The sequence below is a fragment of the Athalassotoga saccharophila genome (genome assembly GCF_009936215.1).
Classification (GTDB): domain Bacteria; phylum Thermotogota; class Thermotogae; order Mesoaciditogales; family Mesoaciditogaceae; genus Athalassotoga; species Athalassotoga saccharophila.
On the sequence record NZ_AP019551.1, the window covers coordinates 1,335,550 to 1,351,991 of the forward strand.

The window sequence follows — 16,442 nt, forward strand, 5'->3', positions numbered from 1 at the left end:
AAGATCACATCCTTTCAATATCGGCTACTATTTTTCTTATCATATTATGAGTTTCGATAACTGGCTTGATTTTACGCTTTATCTTTTGAATTGTGTTATCGACGTACTTCGTGTTCTTTCCGATCCTACTGGCCATCTCTTTGTAAGATTCATCTTGCATGTACATCTTGAACAGTTCAAATTCATTCTCATCGAGCACCGAAGAAATTTCTGACATAAGGTCTTCGTAAAGATATTCATCTATCAAGGTAGGTTCATATCCTATATCTGAACTTTTGTCTTCAGATTCTTCTTCGAGAAGCAAATCAACCTTTAGAGAATCTGTAAGTATTCTGTGCTTCCTTCTGTTTAGATAAGTCAGGAAGGATTTCATTTCTGAATCAACGGATTTCCATGCAAAGGTCGAAAAGGTGCTTTTGTCCTCTTTATAATAGTAAATCGCCTTTATGAGTCCGACCAGTCCATTTTGAATAAGATCGTCCTGATCTGACCATTGGCCATAGTACTGGCCTGCGATCTTCACTACCATTGGATAAAACTGTTCAACTATAAAATCGGCAGCCTCTTTTACGCCACTTTGCGCAAGTTTCACAAGTTCTCTTGTTGATCTGGTTCTGAGACGGTACTTCAATCTCATCATTTCGAGAGTATATTTTGATCGGTATAGTAAACCGTATCGATCAAATTCGAATTCGCGCCGTAATAAATTGAAATAGTGTTAATCCCGCCGAGAGATGCTGGAACGGGAAAAGTTGCCACCAAGGACTTGTAATTCGTTGTGGAGATCACCTGCTGGATGGATCCGATCTCGTTCTCAGATATGAATGTTCCTCCCGTAATGTAGACCATAAGTTTTGCCTTTTCGGAAAGATTTTGCGGATCTCCGACAACAAACAAAGCGACATTCCTAAGCATTAAGGTACCGAAATACTTTGCGAGTTCATCCAGAGCACTTTCTTTTACGACTACCACATTTCTCACATTTTTGTTCACAGAAAGAATTTGAGAAATATCCGGAAAGAGGTACAATTTGTAATTTTGATAAACGTAATTGATCGAAAAGGGTATCATTGAACCATTTACCTTTACCACGAGATCTGGAAGATACTCTATCGATCTGTTTGCAAGATTTATTATCCTGAAATAGGCTTCTATATTCCCGTTTTCAAATCCTATTCTATCTATAATCGGAAAGATTGGATTTCCTTGAAGGGAGATTTTGTAGATCTTTACATCGTTTGAAACCGGATCAACTGTCAATAGAGTCTGACCACTTAGGTCGGCGTAAAAGACGGATTTTGAATTCTCAAGGTTAAAATTTATTCCCCCGCTTACCATCTGATTTGAGTCGAAAAACACGATGCTGTCTCCGAGTATCGCAAAATCATATGGCAAAGGTCCAGACGGGAATGGAATAGGGCTCAATTCAGTCGAAGAGATAAGATCGAATCTTCTTATTTCTCTATCCGTAAGATCCATCAAATAAAATATTCCAGATCGCGCATGACCGTAAGAGAAGATGTGAACCTTCTTTGAAAAAAGATCAAATCTTCTGAAGAGATCGCCGTTATTCTCAAAGACATCGACGGCATCCTTTCCATACTCCCCAACGTAAAATCTGCCAGCGCTATCTTGACAGAAGATCACTGGGAAGGAAAGATTTGAGAGGAAAATTTTTTTATCGTCGAAATTGGAAGAATAAGAATATATCGAACCATTTTCAAATGAAACGTAAAACCTGTCAAAAATTTGCGAATAAATTATGGCCGTTGGAGTTGAGTCAACGCCGAGAGAATAGACATTTTGGACTTTGGAAAACTCGATAACATTTCTATTTGCCGCGTCCAAAACGTAAAAGCCATTTTCTCTGACCGCAACTGAAACGGGAGAGTAAAATATCTCATTTCCTTTATATATGCCATAAATCGTATCATTTTTTTTCACAGAGACGATGGGTAAAAAGGCCGTAAAAGATGCAGAGATAAGTGATTTTATGAATGTGTAAGTCGGAGAAGATTTAAAGACCATAACTGCGTTATTGAGATCATTTGATGCTGACGTTAATTTACCATCCATTAAATCAAGACGAGCCTTAAAATACCATAAATTGGCTGCGTCGGCGACATTTATGGTAGATGATAAAGACATGTTGATAAGCGAAACCGCCTCACTTATGTTGGAATTATTCCACGCATTTACCGAGGCGGAAAAATTGTTAATGTAAGATCCAAAAGCCACAAATGAAATAAAAAGAAAAAGTCCAACAAACCATTTCAAATCGATCACTTCTGCTTTAACATATTTATGAGATCCATCTTGTTTTCTCTTCTGTTAACAAGTCTCTTTATATTTTCATGGTGCCTGTACACGCTAAGTACAAAGAGAAAGATAAGCGCAAATCCAAAATATATCTCTCCGAAAAAGAATGAAAGCACAAGGGCAAATCCGATTCCTACCATAGACGCAAGAGAAACGTACTTCGTTGTAAGCGTTAATATCAACCATATTACAAGAAATCCTAACGCAACGAATGGATTTACCGCCAGCATAAAACCGAGTGTTGATGCCACACCTTTGCCACCTCTGAATTTCATGTATATCGGATAATCATGACCAATTACAGCCGCCGTTCCCGAAAGCAAAACGAATGGCATGGGAAAACCCATCAAACGCGCCAGAAGAACCATAACGAAAGATTTCGCGATGTCCAAGAACATCGAGGCAAAACCAATAAGAGGTCCTGCGGCCCTTAAGGCATTCGTCCCTCCAACATTTCCACTTCCCACCTTCCTGACGTCGACGCCTTTGAGATGGGGAAGAATGTAACTAAAAGGAATACTTCCAACAAGATAAGATAAGATTATCCAAAGTATCTCATTTATCATTTTCTCTTCTCGCTTTTACGATTATTTTTAAAGGTACATTTTCGAACTCACTCACATTCCTTCTTAAAAAATTCTCGTAAGATCTTCTAACGCTTTCCGTGAAAAGTTCAGGAGAATTAACAAAGACAGAAATGGTTGGCGGAGATGTATCGACCTGAGTTGCGTAAAAGATCTTCAATTTCGATGGAATCGAATGTTCGGACGAGAATTTGAAGGATAATCCAGCTATTTTCGAGGTTGGCAATGTTGATGTGTACTGATCGTAGACTTTTATTATCTGATCCATTAGATCGGTTATATTCCATCTATTCAGCGCAGAAACCGGCACAAAGGGACTGTATGAGACAAAGAAAAGTTCCCTTTCTACCTCTTCGATGAAGTTCTTTATTGCCAAATCCCATTTGTTCCCGACGATTATGGAAGCCTTTGAATACTTTACCACCATCGAGGCCACTTTTTTGTCCTGTTCAGTTATGCCTTCTGAAGCGTCCACAACGATAAGAGATATATCCGAATTCATGATAGCCCTTATCGTCCTTGCACCGCTGAAAGATTCAACGCTGCCCTTTTGAACATGAGATCTCTTTCTCAATCCCGCTGTATCTATGAAGGTGATCTGCCTATCCTTGTAATTCAAAGAGGCATCTATTGTGTCTCTTGTGGTGCCCGGTATGGATGTGACTATAGATATAGGTTGATTTATTATCGAATTGAAAAGAGATGATTTACCGACATTTGGCTTGCCAATTATCGAAACCTTTGGGCCTGAATTCTTTATTTCGATTTTCGATTCAGGAATTGATTTTAGAATTTCTTCCTCGAGAAGATCAAAGCCTATATTGTGTTCTGCCGAAATGAAGATTGGCTCTCCCATCGAAATGGAATATATTTCTCCGAGGTTTTTTTTGTAAGCATCGCTTTCACATTTGTTAACCACAAAAATATATTTTTTCCCGGATTTTCGAATTATCTCTGCGATTTCTATGTCTTCTTGGGTGAGATTCGACCTTCCGTCTATGACAAAGATCACTAACGTCGCTTGCGAGATCCACTTTTTAAAAGAAAGATTCATCTCAATCTCTATTTCATCGGAAGGATCCAAAAAGTAACCGGGCAGATCAACGAGACGAAAGGCTTTTCCTTCGATATTCATATCAAAAATAACCGGATCTCTGGTTAAGCCTTCGTAATCGGCAACCAGAGATCTTCTAAATCCGACAAGTCTGTTGAATATACTTGATTTACCAGCATTTTTTCTGCCCGCAATCACAATAGCGGGCAGATCAAAATCACTTTTCACCTTTTCGATTCACCAATTCCTCTATAGTTGTTCTCATAGGTCCCTGATTGAAGTTAGCCTCTTCTTTATGATCCTCTTTCTTGGAATTGTCGGGCAAATCTTTTATGGTTACGACCATATCCCTCTCGTCCAAATCGGGATTGTAAGAGACCTTGTGAACCTTTGCCTTGAAAAGATCTCCCACCTTTATGCCATCGTAAAATTGAGATTTGGGCAAAAATCCTTCCACGTTGTAATTTACAATTCTTAAAATGGCTCCAGAATTCTTCAAATTGACCACTTCACAGTCAACTGGGGTACCTATTTTAACTGTCTTTGAAAGTTCTTCCCACGGATCCTTTAAAAGCCTCTTAACGCTTAATTTCATTCTTCTTTTTTCAGGACTTATGTCGAGAATCTTTACCTCAACTTCCTGATTTTTCCTGAAAAGGTCAGATGGATTTTTCACGAAATTCCACGACAATTCTGAAACGTGTGCAAATCCGGATATCTCATCTTCTATACCAAGAATTACTCCTGTGTCCAAGACCTTTTCTACCTTTGCCTTTACCGTGTCACCAACATGGTATTTCTCTTCTATGTTGTTCCATGGATCTCCCTTTACATCTTTCACGCTGAAAGAGATCCTTCTCTTGTTTTTATCTATCTCGGTAACCTCAACTTTTATCTGATCATTTTCGTGGAAGTAATCCCTTAGATTCCTCTTGGTATTTCCCCAGAAAATATTCTCAGCCCTTACAAGTCCTTTTATTCCATCGCCAATTTTGACAAAGATTCCATACGGCGCTATACCGGTAACGGTAGCATCTACAATGCTTCCAACCGGGTATTTCTCTTCGATCCTTTCCCACGGATCTTCTGTGAGTCTCTTGACACTGACAGACATTTTTTTGTTTTGAACGTCTTTTGATATCACTATTCCTTCAACCTTTTCACCAATTTTGAATTTTTCTTTTAAATTAAGATTTCTGTCCCAACTTATCTCACTTCGCGGAATAAGTGCGATCATCGGACCGACGTCTATAAAGACTCCAAAGTTCGTTATATCCTTGACGACACCCTTTATTTTTTCTCCAACATTGACAGATTGGAGGAACTTTTCGACTTCTTTATTGACAAGCGTATCCATTGATAGCACTATGTTGTTGCCGTTGTTCCTTTCTTCGAAATTTATAACTTCAAATTCGAATTCTTTTTTAAGAAGTTCATCGTTTGAAATGTTGTTAAGGTATGAGGCCTGAGATCCGGGCAAAAAGGCCGAAACGGCGCCTTGGATTTCTACCGTGTATCCTCCTCTTACCTTTTTTATTATATGGCCTTTTATAGGTCTCTTTTCTTCCATACTCTTTTTTATCTCTTCAAGGATCTTTGGCACAAGGTATCTTCTTTCCGAAAGATATGTACGGGCCCCTTCCTCTTCCCCTCTATAATTTATAACGACAGCATCTATAATGTCACCGGATTTGTAATCCTGGGGTTCTTTGACAAGTTCCTTCTTTGTTATAATGCCTTCCGTTTTCGCACCGAGATCGACTATAACGTATTCAGTCCCGGAACTTACAACCGTACATTTTCTGATCTCTCCAACTGTAGGCATTCCAAGGTTCTCATTCTCGAGATACTCCTCAAATTCGTTCTTACCGTTTATCGCTTCGCCGTTTTCCATGATTTTACCCCGAAGGGCACACCTCCTTTAAATTTTCAAAACGTCCTCAACTTCTCAACTATTTCGTCTACGATTCTTCTCGGAGTTGAGGTTCCACTGCATATTCCGACACTTTTGACAGATTTAAACCACTCTGTTCTTAGATCGTCCGCATTTAGGATAAGATAAGTCCTTTCATTCAGATTTTTGGCAATGTTAAACAATTTCTTCGTGTTAGAACTTTTACTTCCACCGACTACAAGACATACGTCACGAGATCGCGCTAACTCTTCCACCTCCCTTTCTCTTTGATAGGTAACCTTACAAATTGTGTTTTCTACCATCACAATGGATAATTCGTCCATATTTTCGGATATTTGCTTTACCACTTCTTTAAATCCGTTCATATCCATTGTAGTCTGGGAAAAGATCGCTATCTTTTTTGTTGAATAAGATATTTTGTCCGGTGAATCAAATACCTTTATTCCATTCACTATACTTGTAAGGTATGTAACCTCGTCATGATGTTCATGACCGTAGAGCAATATTTCAAACCCATCATCATGAGCCTTTTTGATCGAATCGGCAACGGAAGAGACTACCGGACATGTGGCATTCACAACCCGCTTTGCTTTGGAGAGAAGTTTTTTCATTTGATCTACTGGAATACCGTGTGCCCTTACGATGACGACCGAAGAAGAAAGATCTGGCCATTCGGAATCGAGTTTCAAAGTTCTAAGACCCATCCTTTCGAGTTTTCTCATTTCCTCTTCATTGTGAATGAGATCGCCCGTTACATAGACATTTTCGCCTTTATTCAAAAATTCTTCGGTTATTTTTACCGCTTTGTCAACTCCAAAGCAAAATCCTATTTCATTTGCGACTGTTATCTCTAACACTCTTCATCCTCTCGGTGTAAATCGAATAAATTTTATTTACCACCTCTTCAAGATCAAGACCGTCAGTTGTTATAACTATGGCATCATCTGCGGCTTTGAGTGGAGAGATAGTTCTTGAAGAATCTATATAATCCCTCTCTTTTATCTCATCTATTATATCCTCAAAATTCGCCTTTATTCCCTTTGATATGAGTTCTTTATACCTTCTTCTCGCCCTCTCTTCAATCGATGCCGTAAGGAAGATCTTCAAAAAAGCGTCTGGCAATACAACGGTGCCTATGTCTCTTCCTTCAACAACGAAATTCGCGTCTTTTACTATCTCTCTACTTTTTCTCGTTACGATCTCCCTTATCTCTGGAATTTCGGCAACCTTCGAAACTACACGTCCTACTTCCAAGGTTCTCAATTCATTATTGAAACTCTTTCCATCGACTATTACGGAATCGTCCACGACAGAAAAATTTTTTCCCTTTATGAATTCAAAGAATTCTTTAGAAAATTCTGGTTGGCCCTTTTGAATCCAGAAAAAAGAAATCACCCTGTATATATTTCCTGTGTTAAGATATCCAAATCCAAGTCTTTTGGCAAGTTCACTCGCAACTGAACTTTTCCCGGACCCTGCGGGACCGTCTATTGCTATGTATATCATACAGATGCTTCTTCGTACGTATCGAATATCTTGAATACCATGTTCAATCTCGTGAGTTCGAATATCTTTTTGACATTCGATCTCATTCCGAAAAATCTCAATTCTTTTGAACCTTCAGATGCCCTTTTAAGCAAAGAAACTAATGCACCCAACCCTGCACTGTCTATGTACGAAAGGCCGGTCATATCCATTAGAATTATCTTCTCGTCACCGTTTAAGGCTTCATCTATCATACGTTTTTTGAAATCTATTGATTGATAGGCGTCGAGTTCTCCTTTCATTTTAACAAGAACTGTTTTTCCGTTCTTTGTCATTTCTATAGAAAAATCATTCATGAATTTCCCTCCAATCTTATTCCCAATTCTTTTAACTGCTCTTCGGTAACCTCTGAAGGTGTATCCATCATGAGATCGGTACCGCTTGTGGTTTTTGGAAAGGCTATTACTTCTCTTAGAGAAGGAGCACCAACCATTATTGAAACGAGTCTGTCAACTCCTATTGCAAATCCTGCATGCGGTGGGGCACCATACTCGAATGCTTCGAGAAAGAATCCAAAACGTCTCTTTGCTTCTTCTTCACTTATTCCTATTAACTTAAAAATCTTTTCCTGCAAAGATCTCGTGTGAATCCTCACGCTTCCACTGCCCATTTCCCATCCATTTATCACAAGATCGTATGAATGTGCCCTTATTTTAGACAGATCCTCATTTGCGAGATCTTCAAGGTACGGCATCGTGAATGGATGGTGCTGGGCCTGAAATCTTTTCTCCTCTTCGTTCCACTCGAACATTGGAAATTCATTTATCCACAAAACTTTAAACGTTCTATCTGGAATTATTTTTATTTTGTTTGCTATGTCTATTCTCACTTTTCCGAGAAATGAATTGAGATTATTTTGCTGTCCGGTACAGATTAGAACACTTTCTCCGGCTTTAACACCCAAATCAGTGTTTGTCAGTAATTTTCCTATACTTCCCGTGAATTTACCATCGGAAAATTTGGCCCATCCCAATCTTAAATTAAAAGATTTCGCGCTTTCTGCGTATCCATCAAGTTCTTTTCTCGAAAGTACCTCATTTGGAGGTACGACTATCATTTTCACTTCTTCTTCTTCTGAAGGCTTTAGAAAGCCTAAATTTCGAACGAAGATCTGATCTGTAAGATTTTTCATTTCCATTCCAAATCTCAAATCTGGCTTGTCCGATCCGTAAAGTTCCATCGCATCGCTGTATTTCATAGAAGGTACATTGCCTATGTCTATGCCAAGAGTTTCCTTGAAAAGGTACTTTACGAGATCTCCTATAACCTTTTGAACATCTTCTTGATCCACAAAAGACATTTCAACGTCTATCTGTGTAAATTCCGGCTGCCTATCAGCCCTGAGGTCCTCGTCTCTAAAACATCTTGCTATCTGGTAATACCTGTCAAATCCAGCGATCATCAAGAGTTGTTTGAAGATCTGTGGAGATTGAGGGAGAGCGTAAAAAGTTCCTTTCTTTATTCGCGATGGTACTATGAAATTCCTTGCCCCTTCTGGAGTGGATTTCATAAGATAAGGAGTTTCTATCTCGACGAAATCCAAAGAGTTAAAGTACTCTCTCGTCTTCTGCATCAATTTGTGACGGAATATCAAATTTGACTGCAGGCTTTTTCTTCTTAGGTCCAAATACCTGTATTTAAGCCTTATATCCTCGTTTCCTTCCTCACGGTTTATGTAGATGGGAGGTGTTTTGGACTCTGCGAGGATCTCTAAATCCGTTGCGAGGATCTCTAAATCCCCACTTGCAAGGTCTGCATTTTTTGCCTCACGAGGCCTTTCTCTTAATATTCCCTTTACACCTACAACATATTCTGCAGAAAGTTTTTTTGCGATCTCGTAAGTTGGGCTTTCCGGTTCAAATAAAACCTGTACTATGCCGTACCTGTCCCTTACCCAAACAAAGATAATTCCTCCAAGATTCCTTATCCTATCAACCCATCCATTCACTATAACCTCTTTCCCGATTAAAGAATTGTTTAATTCATGAATTCTGTGGGTCCTTTTTAACATGTAAAAGATTCTCCCTTCAACTTTTTCAAAAGATTATACCATAAAAAATATTGTACATTTTAAGATGCTTTTTGGTATCCTTTCCCGAAGATCAGAAAGATGAGAGTTCCGATAAGTCCAAATGTGAAGGCCGTCAAGAAATTCACCGCCGGTGATATGATCCACAAAAAGGCACTCAAAAAAGCAACTATCGATACGATACCATCTCTCACGAGGTAATAGGTTCCAAAAGTTCCAGCCTTCTGGCCCTCTGGAGAAAGATCCATTATCAGAGATTTTCTTGTTGGTTCGCCAAATTCTTTAAGACCCCTTATTACAAATGCAACGATTAAAAGTTCAAAACTTCTTGAGAAAAGCAGAATAAGTGGAAAGAGAGTGAAAAAACCGAAAGTTATAACCACAAATGGCTTTTTCGCGTGTCTATCGGCAAGATACGCAACGGGCACATAAATTATCATGGCTGTTAACATTTCTATCATTGTCAATATTCCAAACTGAAAAGCATCAAGGCCATTCTTCTCGACCACCCACACAACGACGAAAGCATAGGGAATCTGTTCGCAAAACCTTACAAATATATCGGATATCAATAGGATACCAAGATTCCCTTTTAGATTTTTAAGCATTGCCATTATTTTGACGGGAGCCGATTTTTTGCCGGAATCTTTTATAAAAGCGTTAAAGATGAAGATAGACACAATGGCAAGGGCCATTGCTATGATAAATGAGATCCTTATACCTTTTGTAATGCCGTAAAGATCTATCAAAATACCTCCGATAAGAGGGCCGAGCGCCATAGGAACTCTTCTGACAAGAGAATGCATCGAAACTCCCATTACCCTTTTGTTTTTCGGTACGGCATCCGATATCAGGCTCATTATCGCAGGCATGGCGATTGCAGACCACGCGATGAAAAAAATTGCGCCGATGAGCACATATTGCCAAGCAGGTAATATTATGACTATCGCATATCCTATCATCGAAAAGAGGGTAAAAAATATAAGGGACTTTTTATAGCCTATCTTATCGCTTAAATAGCCTCCGGGAAATGAATATAGGGCTCCAAGCAAGTTTTGCATCCCGTTTAGAGCGCCCACAGAAATGGCACTTCCGCCGAGAGCGATTAAATAGAGTGGTAAAAATTTGTCACCCATGTATTGTCCCATGCCCACCATTATGACAAGTCCAAGCATGGAAAGCATGGAAGAATTTAGCGCGAAAAAATCCGTTAATCTTTTTTTGTTCACTTATATCTTACCTTTATAGCAGCGTAAAGTGCATCGTAGACCTTAAATTGTTCCTCAAGATTTTTGATGTCATCTGGATAAATCAAAGAAAATCCGCTCGCCAGAATTTCAAGACCGGCAGCGTAAGGATCGTCGTCAAGATGGTTTGTATCAGCCGCATTTACGATTTCTCCCATCTTTTGCAAGGCGGGATCTGTTATCTTGTATTTTTCGAGAATTGAGAGAAAAGAACAATGTCCATCTTTATGACCAAGATCAACTCCTTCGATATCGAAAGGAATCGCATTTTCTCTTTGTGCCGTTTCCATCACCAGCGATTTTGCCACAAAGAGAAATTCTGCCTGACTATCAATGAACCTTTTTATCAACCACGGACAGGCAACCCTATCGACATGAACATGAGATCTTGTCACCCATTTCATATAATCATCCCTTTCTTGCTTGATCAAATATAAGTATACCCGATCAAGTTAAAATTTTGAATCATTCGGCTCAAATACCACATAAGATACGTAAAATTGGCAGTTTTGAGTTGGTAGCCGTCCGCTTTTAACAAACAATTATTTTTTCCTTTACTTCAAAGAAACAAATGTATTCTACAATGAAATTGATCCCTACCCTGTGGGGGTGGGATATATGGAGAAGTTTCGGAGGATGTGAAAATATGCAGGAGAAAGAGGTAAAGTTGGACATAGAAGGGATGACCTGCGCATCGTGCGTGAAAGCAGTCGAAAAATCGATATCTAAACTCGAAGGAGTCTCTTTCGTATCTGTGAACCTTATGGATGAAAAGGCCATTGTGAAATTCGATCCGGCAGTTGTAAAAGTGAAAGATATGGAAAAAAACGTGAAAAAGGCCGGCTACGGAGCAACCCTTATCTTAGACGATGATTACGATCGCGACGAGATGAAGCGTAAAAAAACAGTTCGTACCTTCAGAAACAGGTTCATCTTTTCTGCCATATTCGCGTCACCTCTGCTGTTCATTTCGATGGCACATACATTTGGTCTTACATTGCCTGCCATAATTTCTCCGGATCTTTCTCCTTTGAATTTTGCGCTTGTTCAGATACTGCTTGTCATACCTATAATCATCTTCGGAAGAAATTTTTATATAAAAGGTATCCCTTTGCTTTTCAAAGGGGAGCCCAACATGGACACATTGGTAGGACTTGGCACGGGAGCGGCTATAATTTACAGTTTGTTTTCGACCGTCGAGATAATTTTAGGTCACCCCAAGTATGTCTCGGGTCTGTATTTTGACACGGCAGGGGTTATTGTCACACTTATTTCTTTGGGAAAATACTTAGAAAATCTTTCAAAATCGAGGACATCTACGGCTATAAAAAAGTTAATGAGTCTCAAGCCCAAAACGGCAATCTTGAAGTCTGGAAATACACAAAAAGAGATTCCAGTTGACGAGGTTGAAGTTGGCGATATTTTAATAGTCAAAGCGGGAATGATAGTACCTGTCGATGGTGTCGTTCTGTCCGGTAACGCCTCAATAGATCAATCAATGTTAACTGGAGAGCCAATACCCATAGACGCATCAAAAGGTACCCATGTTTCTGCTGGAAGCATTAATTTAGATGGAATGATAGAGATTGAAGCACAAAAAGTTGGAAAAGACACCGTCATTTCGAAAATAATAAAGTTGATCCGCGATGCTCAATCATCGAAAGCGCCGATAGCCCGGCTCGCAGATATCGTAAGCGGATACTTCGTACCAATAGTCATAGGAATAGCGGCATTAACTTTTGTTGTATGGCTTTTGATCGGAATGGGCTTTATCTTTGCCCTTACGATGAGTATAGCCGTGCTCGTCATAGCATGTCCCTGTGCCCTTGGGCTTGCAACACCGACTGCGATAATGGTCGGAAGTGGAAAAGCGGCCGAAAATGGGATACTTTTCAAAAGCGGAGAAGCACTCGAAACTCTACGAAAGGTAAAGATCTTTGTCTTTGACAAAACCGGGACGATTACATATGGAAAGCCAAAAGTTGTGGATATTGTGCCTATAAATTACGACAGAGATGAATTTTTCAAAATCGCCGCATCGATGTCTTCAAAAAGTTCCCATCCCTTAGATAAAGCCATATCAAACGAATATAAATCTGAATTGTTCGACGTTGAGGATTTTCAGGTCATCGCAGGAAAGGGAATTACCGGGATAATAAAGGGGAAAAGGGTAAGAATGGGAAACGCAAAATTCATAGAATATGGAGGTGAACTTTCGGTAAAGGATGGAGAAACACCTGTCTTTGTAGAATATGATGGTAAAGTAATAGGCTTTATAGGTATTTCCGATGAAATAAACCCGACGGCCGTTAAAGCAATTAAAAAATTAAAACAAATTGGGAATGTTTACATGCTTACGGGAGACAATGTCAAAATGGCACAAGTAATAGCGAAACAGGTTGGAATAGACGATTTCTTCGCGGAAATATTGCCCGATCAAAAGGCCCAAATAATCGAACAACTCAAGAAAAATGGCATCAAAGTTGCGATGATCGGTGATGGGATAAACGATTCTGTAGCACTCGCGAAGGCCGATGTTGGCATTGCCGTAGCATCCGGTACAGACATAGCGATGGAAAGTGCGGATATAGTTTTAATGAAAAACGATTTAGAAGATATCGTCAAGGCAATAGAACTTTCAAACGCAACCATAAAGAATGTCAAAGAAAATCTTTTCTGGGCATTTTTCTACAATATTATAGGAATACCGATAGCGGCGGGAGTTTTGTACATGCCTTTTGGCATATCTTTAAATCCAATGATAGCGGCACTGGCAATGGCTTTTTCTTCAGTTACGGTTGTGACTAATGCTATAAGACTTAAGGGTAATTGAAAGGAGATTAAATATGAAGTTGTACATTGATGGAATGACGTGTGAACATTGTAAGATGCGTGTGGAAAAAGCACTGAAAGAGATAAAGGGAGTTAAAAAGGCCGAGGTAAATCTCGATAATGGTACGGCAGAGGTAGAGACAAAAAAAGAGATCTCATTCGATACATTCAAAAGCGCAATAGAAGATGCCGGATACACGCTTGTGAGGGTAGAATGATATGGAAGAATTTCACGTTCACCATATGGCCGATCATCTAAAACATGAAGAGGCATTGAATCTTTTGAAAACTGCGAGAGGCCATCTCGATGCGGTTATCAAGATGATAGAAGATGAAAGATATTGTGTTGATATCTCGACGCAACTGCTTGCGATAATAGCCCTTTTGAAAAAGGCAAATACATCGGTAATAAACAAACACATAGAAACATGTGTTAAAGATGCCATTAACAACGGAGATGTTGACGAAAAATTGAAAGAATTAGAAACGCTTATGAAGTACCTCGAAAAATCTTTGTGAGGGAGGACTGAAATGAAAGTTGTTGAAAGAAAGATAAAAACTAAGGATTTTGAAGTTGTGAAGAATAAATTGAAAGATCTTGTGAATTCTCATAACTTTGCCGTGCTTGCCGAGCATGATTTTGGTGCGATTCTGAAATCGAAGGGTAAAAATCTCGGGAAAAATGCGATCGTTTTTGACATATGCAACGCATCGAAGGCCCATGAAATTTTGACGATCTCTCCAATCGAGGGAATAAATTTACCCTGCAAGATCGGAATTTTCGAAGAGTCAAATGGTTACCATGTTGCATATCTTGATCCAAAAGCAATAGAGACAAATGATGAAAGTCTGAAATCCATTTTCAAGGAAATAAGCGGAGTGCTTGAGGAAATATCGTTAAAACTTTCTGAGTGAATGGAGATGGTGCCATGAAAAAAATAGATCCAATCGACGAAAACACGACGATAAAAGAAATACTCGATAAAGATCCGTCATTGCAGTCTGAACTTTTAAAACTTGGGTTTAACACGTGCTGTGCAAAAATGCAGACAATCAAGAATTTTGCCCAAGAAAAACAGATCGATGTAAGAAAAGCAATGGAAGTTTTGAACACAAAGATAGAAGAGATAAACGAAGTAAACGAAATTTTAGAAGAAGGGATGTGAAAATATGATGTGGTGGTACGGAGGTCCTGGATTTGGTAATTGGGGTGGATATGGTTGGGGCTGGGGCGGAGGATTGCTTATGATGATAATAGGCATTTTAGGATTTCTTTTTGTGCTTTGGGGAATAGTCATGATCGTAAGATGGTCTACAATGGGAACTCACCGGCCGTATCGCACCTATCGCAATCATTATTACCGAAACAATTACGATGATGCCGTCTCTGCGCTTAAGATGAGGTACGCCAGAGGAGAGATCACAAAAGAAGAGTACGAAAGAATGCTACGAGATTTAATGAATAACTGAAACCTTTGATCCGGCAGGTGCCCATAATGGCACGTAGCACGTGGCTCGTAGCATGTAGAATTGAGAATTGAAAAATTTCAATTGACAATTGGAATAGATTCGCTTCTCAGACTGTGCTATGAAGGTCTCGTGGGCATCCGACTTTTGAAGTGAGTTTAGATACTCTAAGAAGGAGATGATTTTTATGGAAGAGAAATTGTTCAAATGTGATATATGCGGCCTGCATTACAAAGAGGAATCTCTTGCAAAACAATGCTACGAGTGGTGTTCTACTCACAATGGAAGTTGCAACGTGGAAATTACCAAATACTCCGTTGAAGCCCAATCAAAATCGAAATTTTCAATAAAGTAAATTTTGCCAAAAAAGTTTTACAATGATATTTTTTGCTTCCATGACGATATATGAATCGTGATATTCTCCTATTTCTTGGGAGAATTCTTGCTTAAAGTTGAAATCTACTTTGGAAAAGAGGTGATTGAAATGTTACCGATCCAGCAATTACCGGCTGTACCACATTTAATCTTTGGGATTTTCAATTTGTCAGTTCCAGATTTGATTGTATGGGTGATTGTTATAGGTGGCTTTTTCTTTGCCGCATGGCTAAGGTTACCTAAAATCTTCGAAGGGAGAGAAAAGCAAAATGAATCTGACAAGAAAAACTCAAGAAATGATAAGAGATAACATGTCAATGGAGGATGCACTGCCGACAAAGATGCCGGTATACGTTAACTCATTTGCCTATATTTTTGGAGTCATAACACTTTCGGCTCTGGGTTTTGTCGTGATAACGGGGATAATCCTTGCAGCCTTTGGCCCTCAATGGTATCACTTTTCAAATGCTGGTCATTTTTTCAATTCTTTACACTTTTGGGGAGTTCAGATTTTTTTGCAGCCTTGATTGCGCATTTACTCACAAAGTTTTTCATGGCGGCATGGAGAGACGGACGATGGAAAACATGGGTAATCGGTATGTTTGCATTTGCACTGTCAATTTTTGAAGCCTACACAGGTTATCTTTCGCAAACGAACTGGGATTCTCAATGGATTGCGGTTCAGGCAAAAGATGCTATGAACGCGCTTGGCATAGGAGGATTTTTTAATACAATGAATACGGCCCAGGTTCTAACATTGCATGTTGCGGTTATTCCTTTGATACTTGTCGCTTTTGTGCTCATTCATCTTATCGTCGTAAGAAGTGACGGGCCTGTGAAACCATTAGAGGAAAAAGATTCGGGGCGAAAAAAATGAGTCGAAAAACAGATGAGTACTTTAAAGATGTCCCAATGAAATCTTACGATCTTATAAAAGAAGGATTAATTGTCTTTGGTGTTGTATCTGCATTGATAATTGTCCTCGCAGTAATCTTCGGTTCTCCAGATTATCCAACGGTTACGGCAAAACAATGCGTCGCCCCAACAACGTCAGGTATGGATTGACAATTATTCA

21 protein-coding genes are annotated in these 16,442 nt (G+C 39.3%); 10 read left to right on the plus strand and 11 right to left on the minus strand.

The window, feature by feature from the left end; all coding sequences use genetic code 11:
- Window positions 1-4 precede the first annotated feature (4 nt).
- Genes ATHSA_RS06690 through ATHSA_RS06740 form a run of 11 tightly spaced genes read right to left on the minus strand, consistent with a single transcriptional unit; the run spans window position 5 to window position 11,097 of the window.
- Window positions 5-637, minus strand: coding sequence for a sigma-70 family RNA polymerase sigma factor (locus ATHSA_RS06690; protein WP_161848962.1), 633 nt, complete (start codon window positions 635-637; stop codon window positions 5-7).
- Window positions 637-2,277: a hypothetical protein gene (locus ATHSA_RS06695; protein ID WP_161848350.1), complete on the minus strand. Its 1,641-nt coding sequence runs from the start codon at window positions 2,275-2,277 to the stop codon at window positions 637-639. Before ATHSA_RS06695 ends, ATHSA_RS06690 begins: the two co-directional genes overlap by 1 nt.
- Before the next feature lie 5 nt (window positions 2,278-2,282).
- Window positions 2,283-2,885: a glycerol-3-phosphate 1-O-acyltransferase PlsY gene (gene plsY, locus ATHSA_RS06700; protein WP_161848351.1), complete on the minus strand. Its 603-nt coding sequence runs from the start codon at window positions 2,883-2,885 to the stop codon at window positions 2,283-2,285.
- Window positions 2,875-4,185, minus strand: coding sequence for a ribosome biogenesis GTPase Der (der, locus tag ATHSA_RS06705; protein ID WP_161848352.1), 1,311 nt, complete (start codon window positions 4,183-4,185; stop codon window positions 2,875-2,877). Before der ends, plsY begins: the two co-directional genes overlap by 11 nt.
- A complete protein-coding gene (locus ATHSA_RS06710; RefSeq protein ID WP_161848353.1) occupies window positions 4,175-5,851 on the minus strand; it encodes a S1 RNA-binding domain-containing protein in 1,677 nt (558 codons plus the stop codon). Before ATHSA_RS06710 ends, der begins: the two co-directional genes overlap by 11 nt.
- A gap of 35 nt (window positions 5,852-5,886) precedes the next feature.
- Entirely contained in the window at window positions 5,887-6,729 is an 843-nt protein-coding gene (ispH, locus tag ATHSA_RS06715; protein WP_161848354.1) for a 4-hydroxy-3-methylbut-2-enyl diphosphate reductase, read from the minus strand.
- The gene (gene cmk / locus ATHSA_RS06720; RefSeq protein WP_161848355.1) at window positions 6,704-7,378 is read right to left on the minus strand and encodes a (d)CMP kinase; all 675 of its coding nucleotides are present in this window, start codon (window positions 7,376-7,378) and stop codon (window positions 6,704-6,706) included. Before cmk ends, ispH begins: the two co-directional genes overlap by 26 nt.
- Window positions 7,375-7,713 (minus strand): STAS domain-containing protein, encoded by a 339-nt coding sequence (locus ATHSA_RS06725; RefSeq protein ID WP_161848356.1) that lies wholly within the window; start codon window positions 7,711-7,713, stop codon window positions 7,375-7,377. Before ATHSA_RS06725 ends, cmk begins: the two co-directional genes overlap by 4 nt.
- The gene (aspS, locus tag ATHSA_RS06730; RefSeq protein WP_161848357.1) at window positions 7,710-9,428 is read right to left on the minus strand and encodes an aspartate--tRNA ligase; all 1,719 of its coding nucleotides are present in this window, start codon (window positions 9,426-9,428) and stop codon (window positions 7,710-7,712) included. The genes ATHSA_RS06725 and aspS overlap by 4 nt, the downstream gene beginning before the upstream one ends.
- 59 nt (window positions 9,429-9,487) lie before the next feature.
- Window positions 9,488-10,675: an MFS transporter gene (locus ATHSA_RS06735; protein WP_197739124.1), complete on the minus strand. Its 1,188-nt coding sequence runs from the start codon at window positions 10,673-10,675 to the stop codon at window positions 9,488-9,490.
- Window positions 10,672-11,097: a chromate resistance protein ChrB domain-containing protein gene (locus ATHSA_RS06740; protein ID WP_161848358.1), complete on the minus strand. Its 426-nt coding sequence runs from the start codon at window positions 11,095-11,097 to the stop codon at window positions 10,672-10,674. The genes ATHSA_RS06735 and ATHSA_RS06740 overlap by 4 nt, the downstream gene beginning before the upstream one ends.
- 242 nt (window positions 11,098-11,339) lie before the next feature.
- On the opposite strand from ATHSA_RS06740, the gene ATHSA_RS06745 reads away from it, so the two are divergent.
- The 10 genes from ATHSA_RS06745 to ATHSA_RS06785 all read left to right on the plus strand — a co-directional run bounded on the left by ATHSA_RS06745 (window position 11,340) and on the right by ATHSA_RS06785 (window position 16,432).
- Window positions 11,340-13,526, plus strand: coding sequence for a heavy metal translocating P-type ATPase (locus ATHSA_RS06745; protein WP_197739125.1), 2,187 nt, complete (start codon window positions 11,340-11,342; stop codon window positions 13,524-13,526).
- A 13-nt stretch (window positions 13,527-13,539) separates the two neighbouring features.
- On the plus strand, window positions 13,540-13,743 hold the full coding sequence (locus tag ATHSA_RS06750; protein WP_161848360.1) for a heavy-metal-associated domain-containing protein: 204 nt from the start codon (window positions 13,540-13,542) through the stop codon (window positions 13,741-13,743).
- A 1-nt stretch (window position 13,744) separates the two neighbouring features.
- Window positions 13,745-14,044 carry a metal-sensing transcriptional repressor gene (locus ATHSA_RS06755; protein WP_197739126.1) on the plus strand — a complete coding sequence of 100 codons (300 nt, stop codon included), beginning with the start codon at window positions 13,745-13,747 and terminating at the stop codon, window positions 14,042-14,044.
- A 12-nt stretch (window positions 14,045-14,056) separates the two neighbouring features.
- Window positions 14,057-14,440, plus strand: a complete 384-nt coding sequence (locus tag ATHSA_RS06760) for a DUF302 domain-containing protein (RefSeq protein WP_161848361.1) — start codon at window positions 14,057-14,059, stop codon at window positions 14,438-14,440.
- Window positions 14,441-14,454: 14 nt separating this feature from the next.
- Complete coding sequence (locus ATHSA_RS10085) at window positions 14,455-14,691, plus strand: DUF1858 domain-containing protein (protein ID WP_162532478.1); 237 nt, start codon at window positions 14,455-14,457, stop codon at window positions 14,689-14,691.
- Window positions 14,692-14,695: 4 nt separating this feature from the next.
- Window positions 14,696-14,995 carry an SHOCT domain-containing protein gene (locus ATHSA_RS06765; RefSeq protein WP_197739127.1) on the plus strand — a complete coding sequence of 100 codons (300 nt, stop codon included), beginning with the start codon at window positions 14,696-14,698 and terminating at the stop codon, window positions 14,993-14,995.
- A gap of 439 nt (window positions 14,996-15,434) precedes the next feature.
- Complete coding sequence (locus ATHSA_RS06770) at window positions 15,435-15,677, plus strand: hypothetical protein (RefSeq protein ID WP_161848362.1); 243 nt, start codon at window positions 15,435-15,437, stop codon at window positions 15,675-15,677.
- Complete coding sequence (locus ATHSA_RS06775; RefSeq protein ID WP_161848363.1) at window positions 15,637-15,894, plus strand: hypothetical protein; 258 nt, start codon at window positions 15,637-15,639, stop codon at window positions 15,892-15,894. The genes ATHSA_RS06770 and ATHSA_RS06775 overlap by 41 nt, the downstream gene beginning before the upstream one ends.
- A 26-nt stretch (window positions 15,895-15,920) precedes the next feature.
- A complete protein-coding gene (locus tag ATHSA_RS06780) occupies window positions 15,921-16,244 on the plus strand; it encodes a cytochrome b N-terminal domain-containing protein (protein WP_232060067.1) in 324 nt (107 codons plus the stop codon).
- Window positions 16,241-16,432 (plus strand): hypothetical protein, encoded by a 192-nt coding sequence (locus tag ATHSA_RS06785; RefSeq protein ID WP_161848365.1) that lies wholly within the window; start codon window positions 16,241-16,243, stop codon window positions 16,430-16,432. Before ATHSA_RS06780 ends, ATHSA_RS06785 begins: the two co-directional genes overlap by 4 nt.
- The last annotated feature ends 10 nt before the right edge of the window (window positions 16,433-16,442 follow it).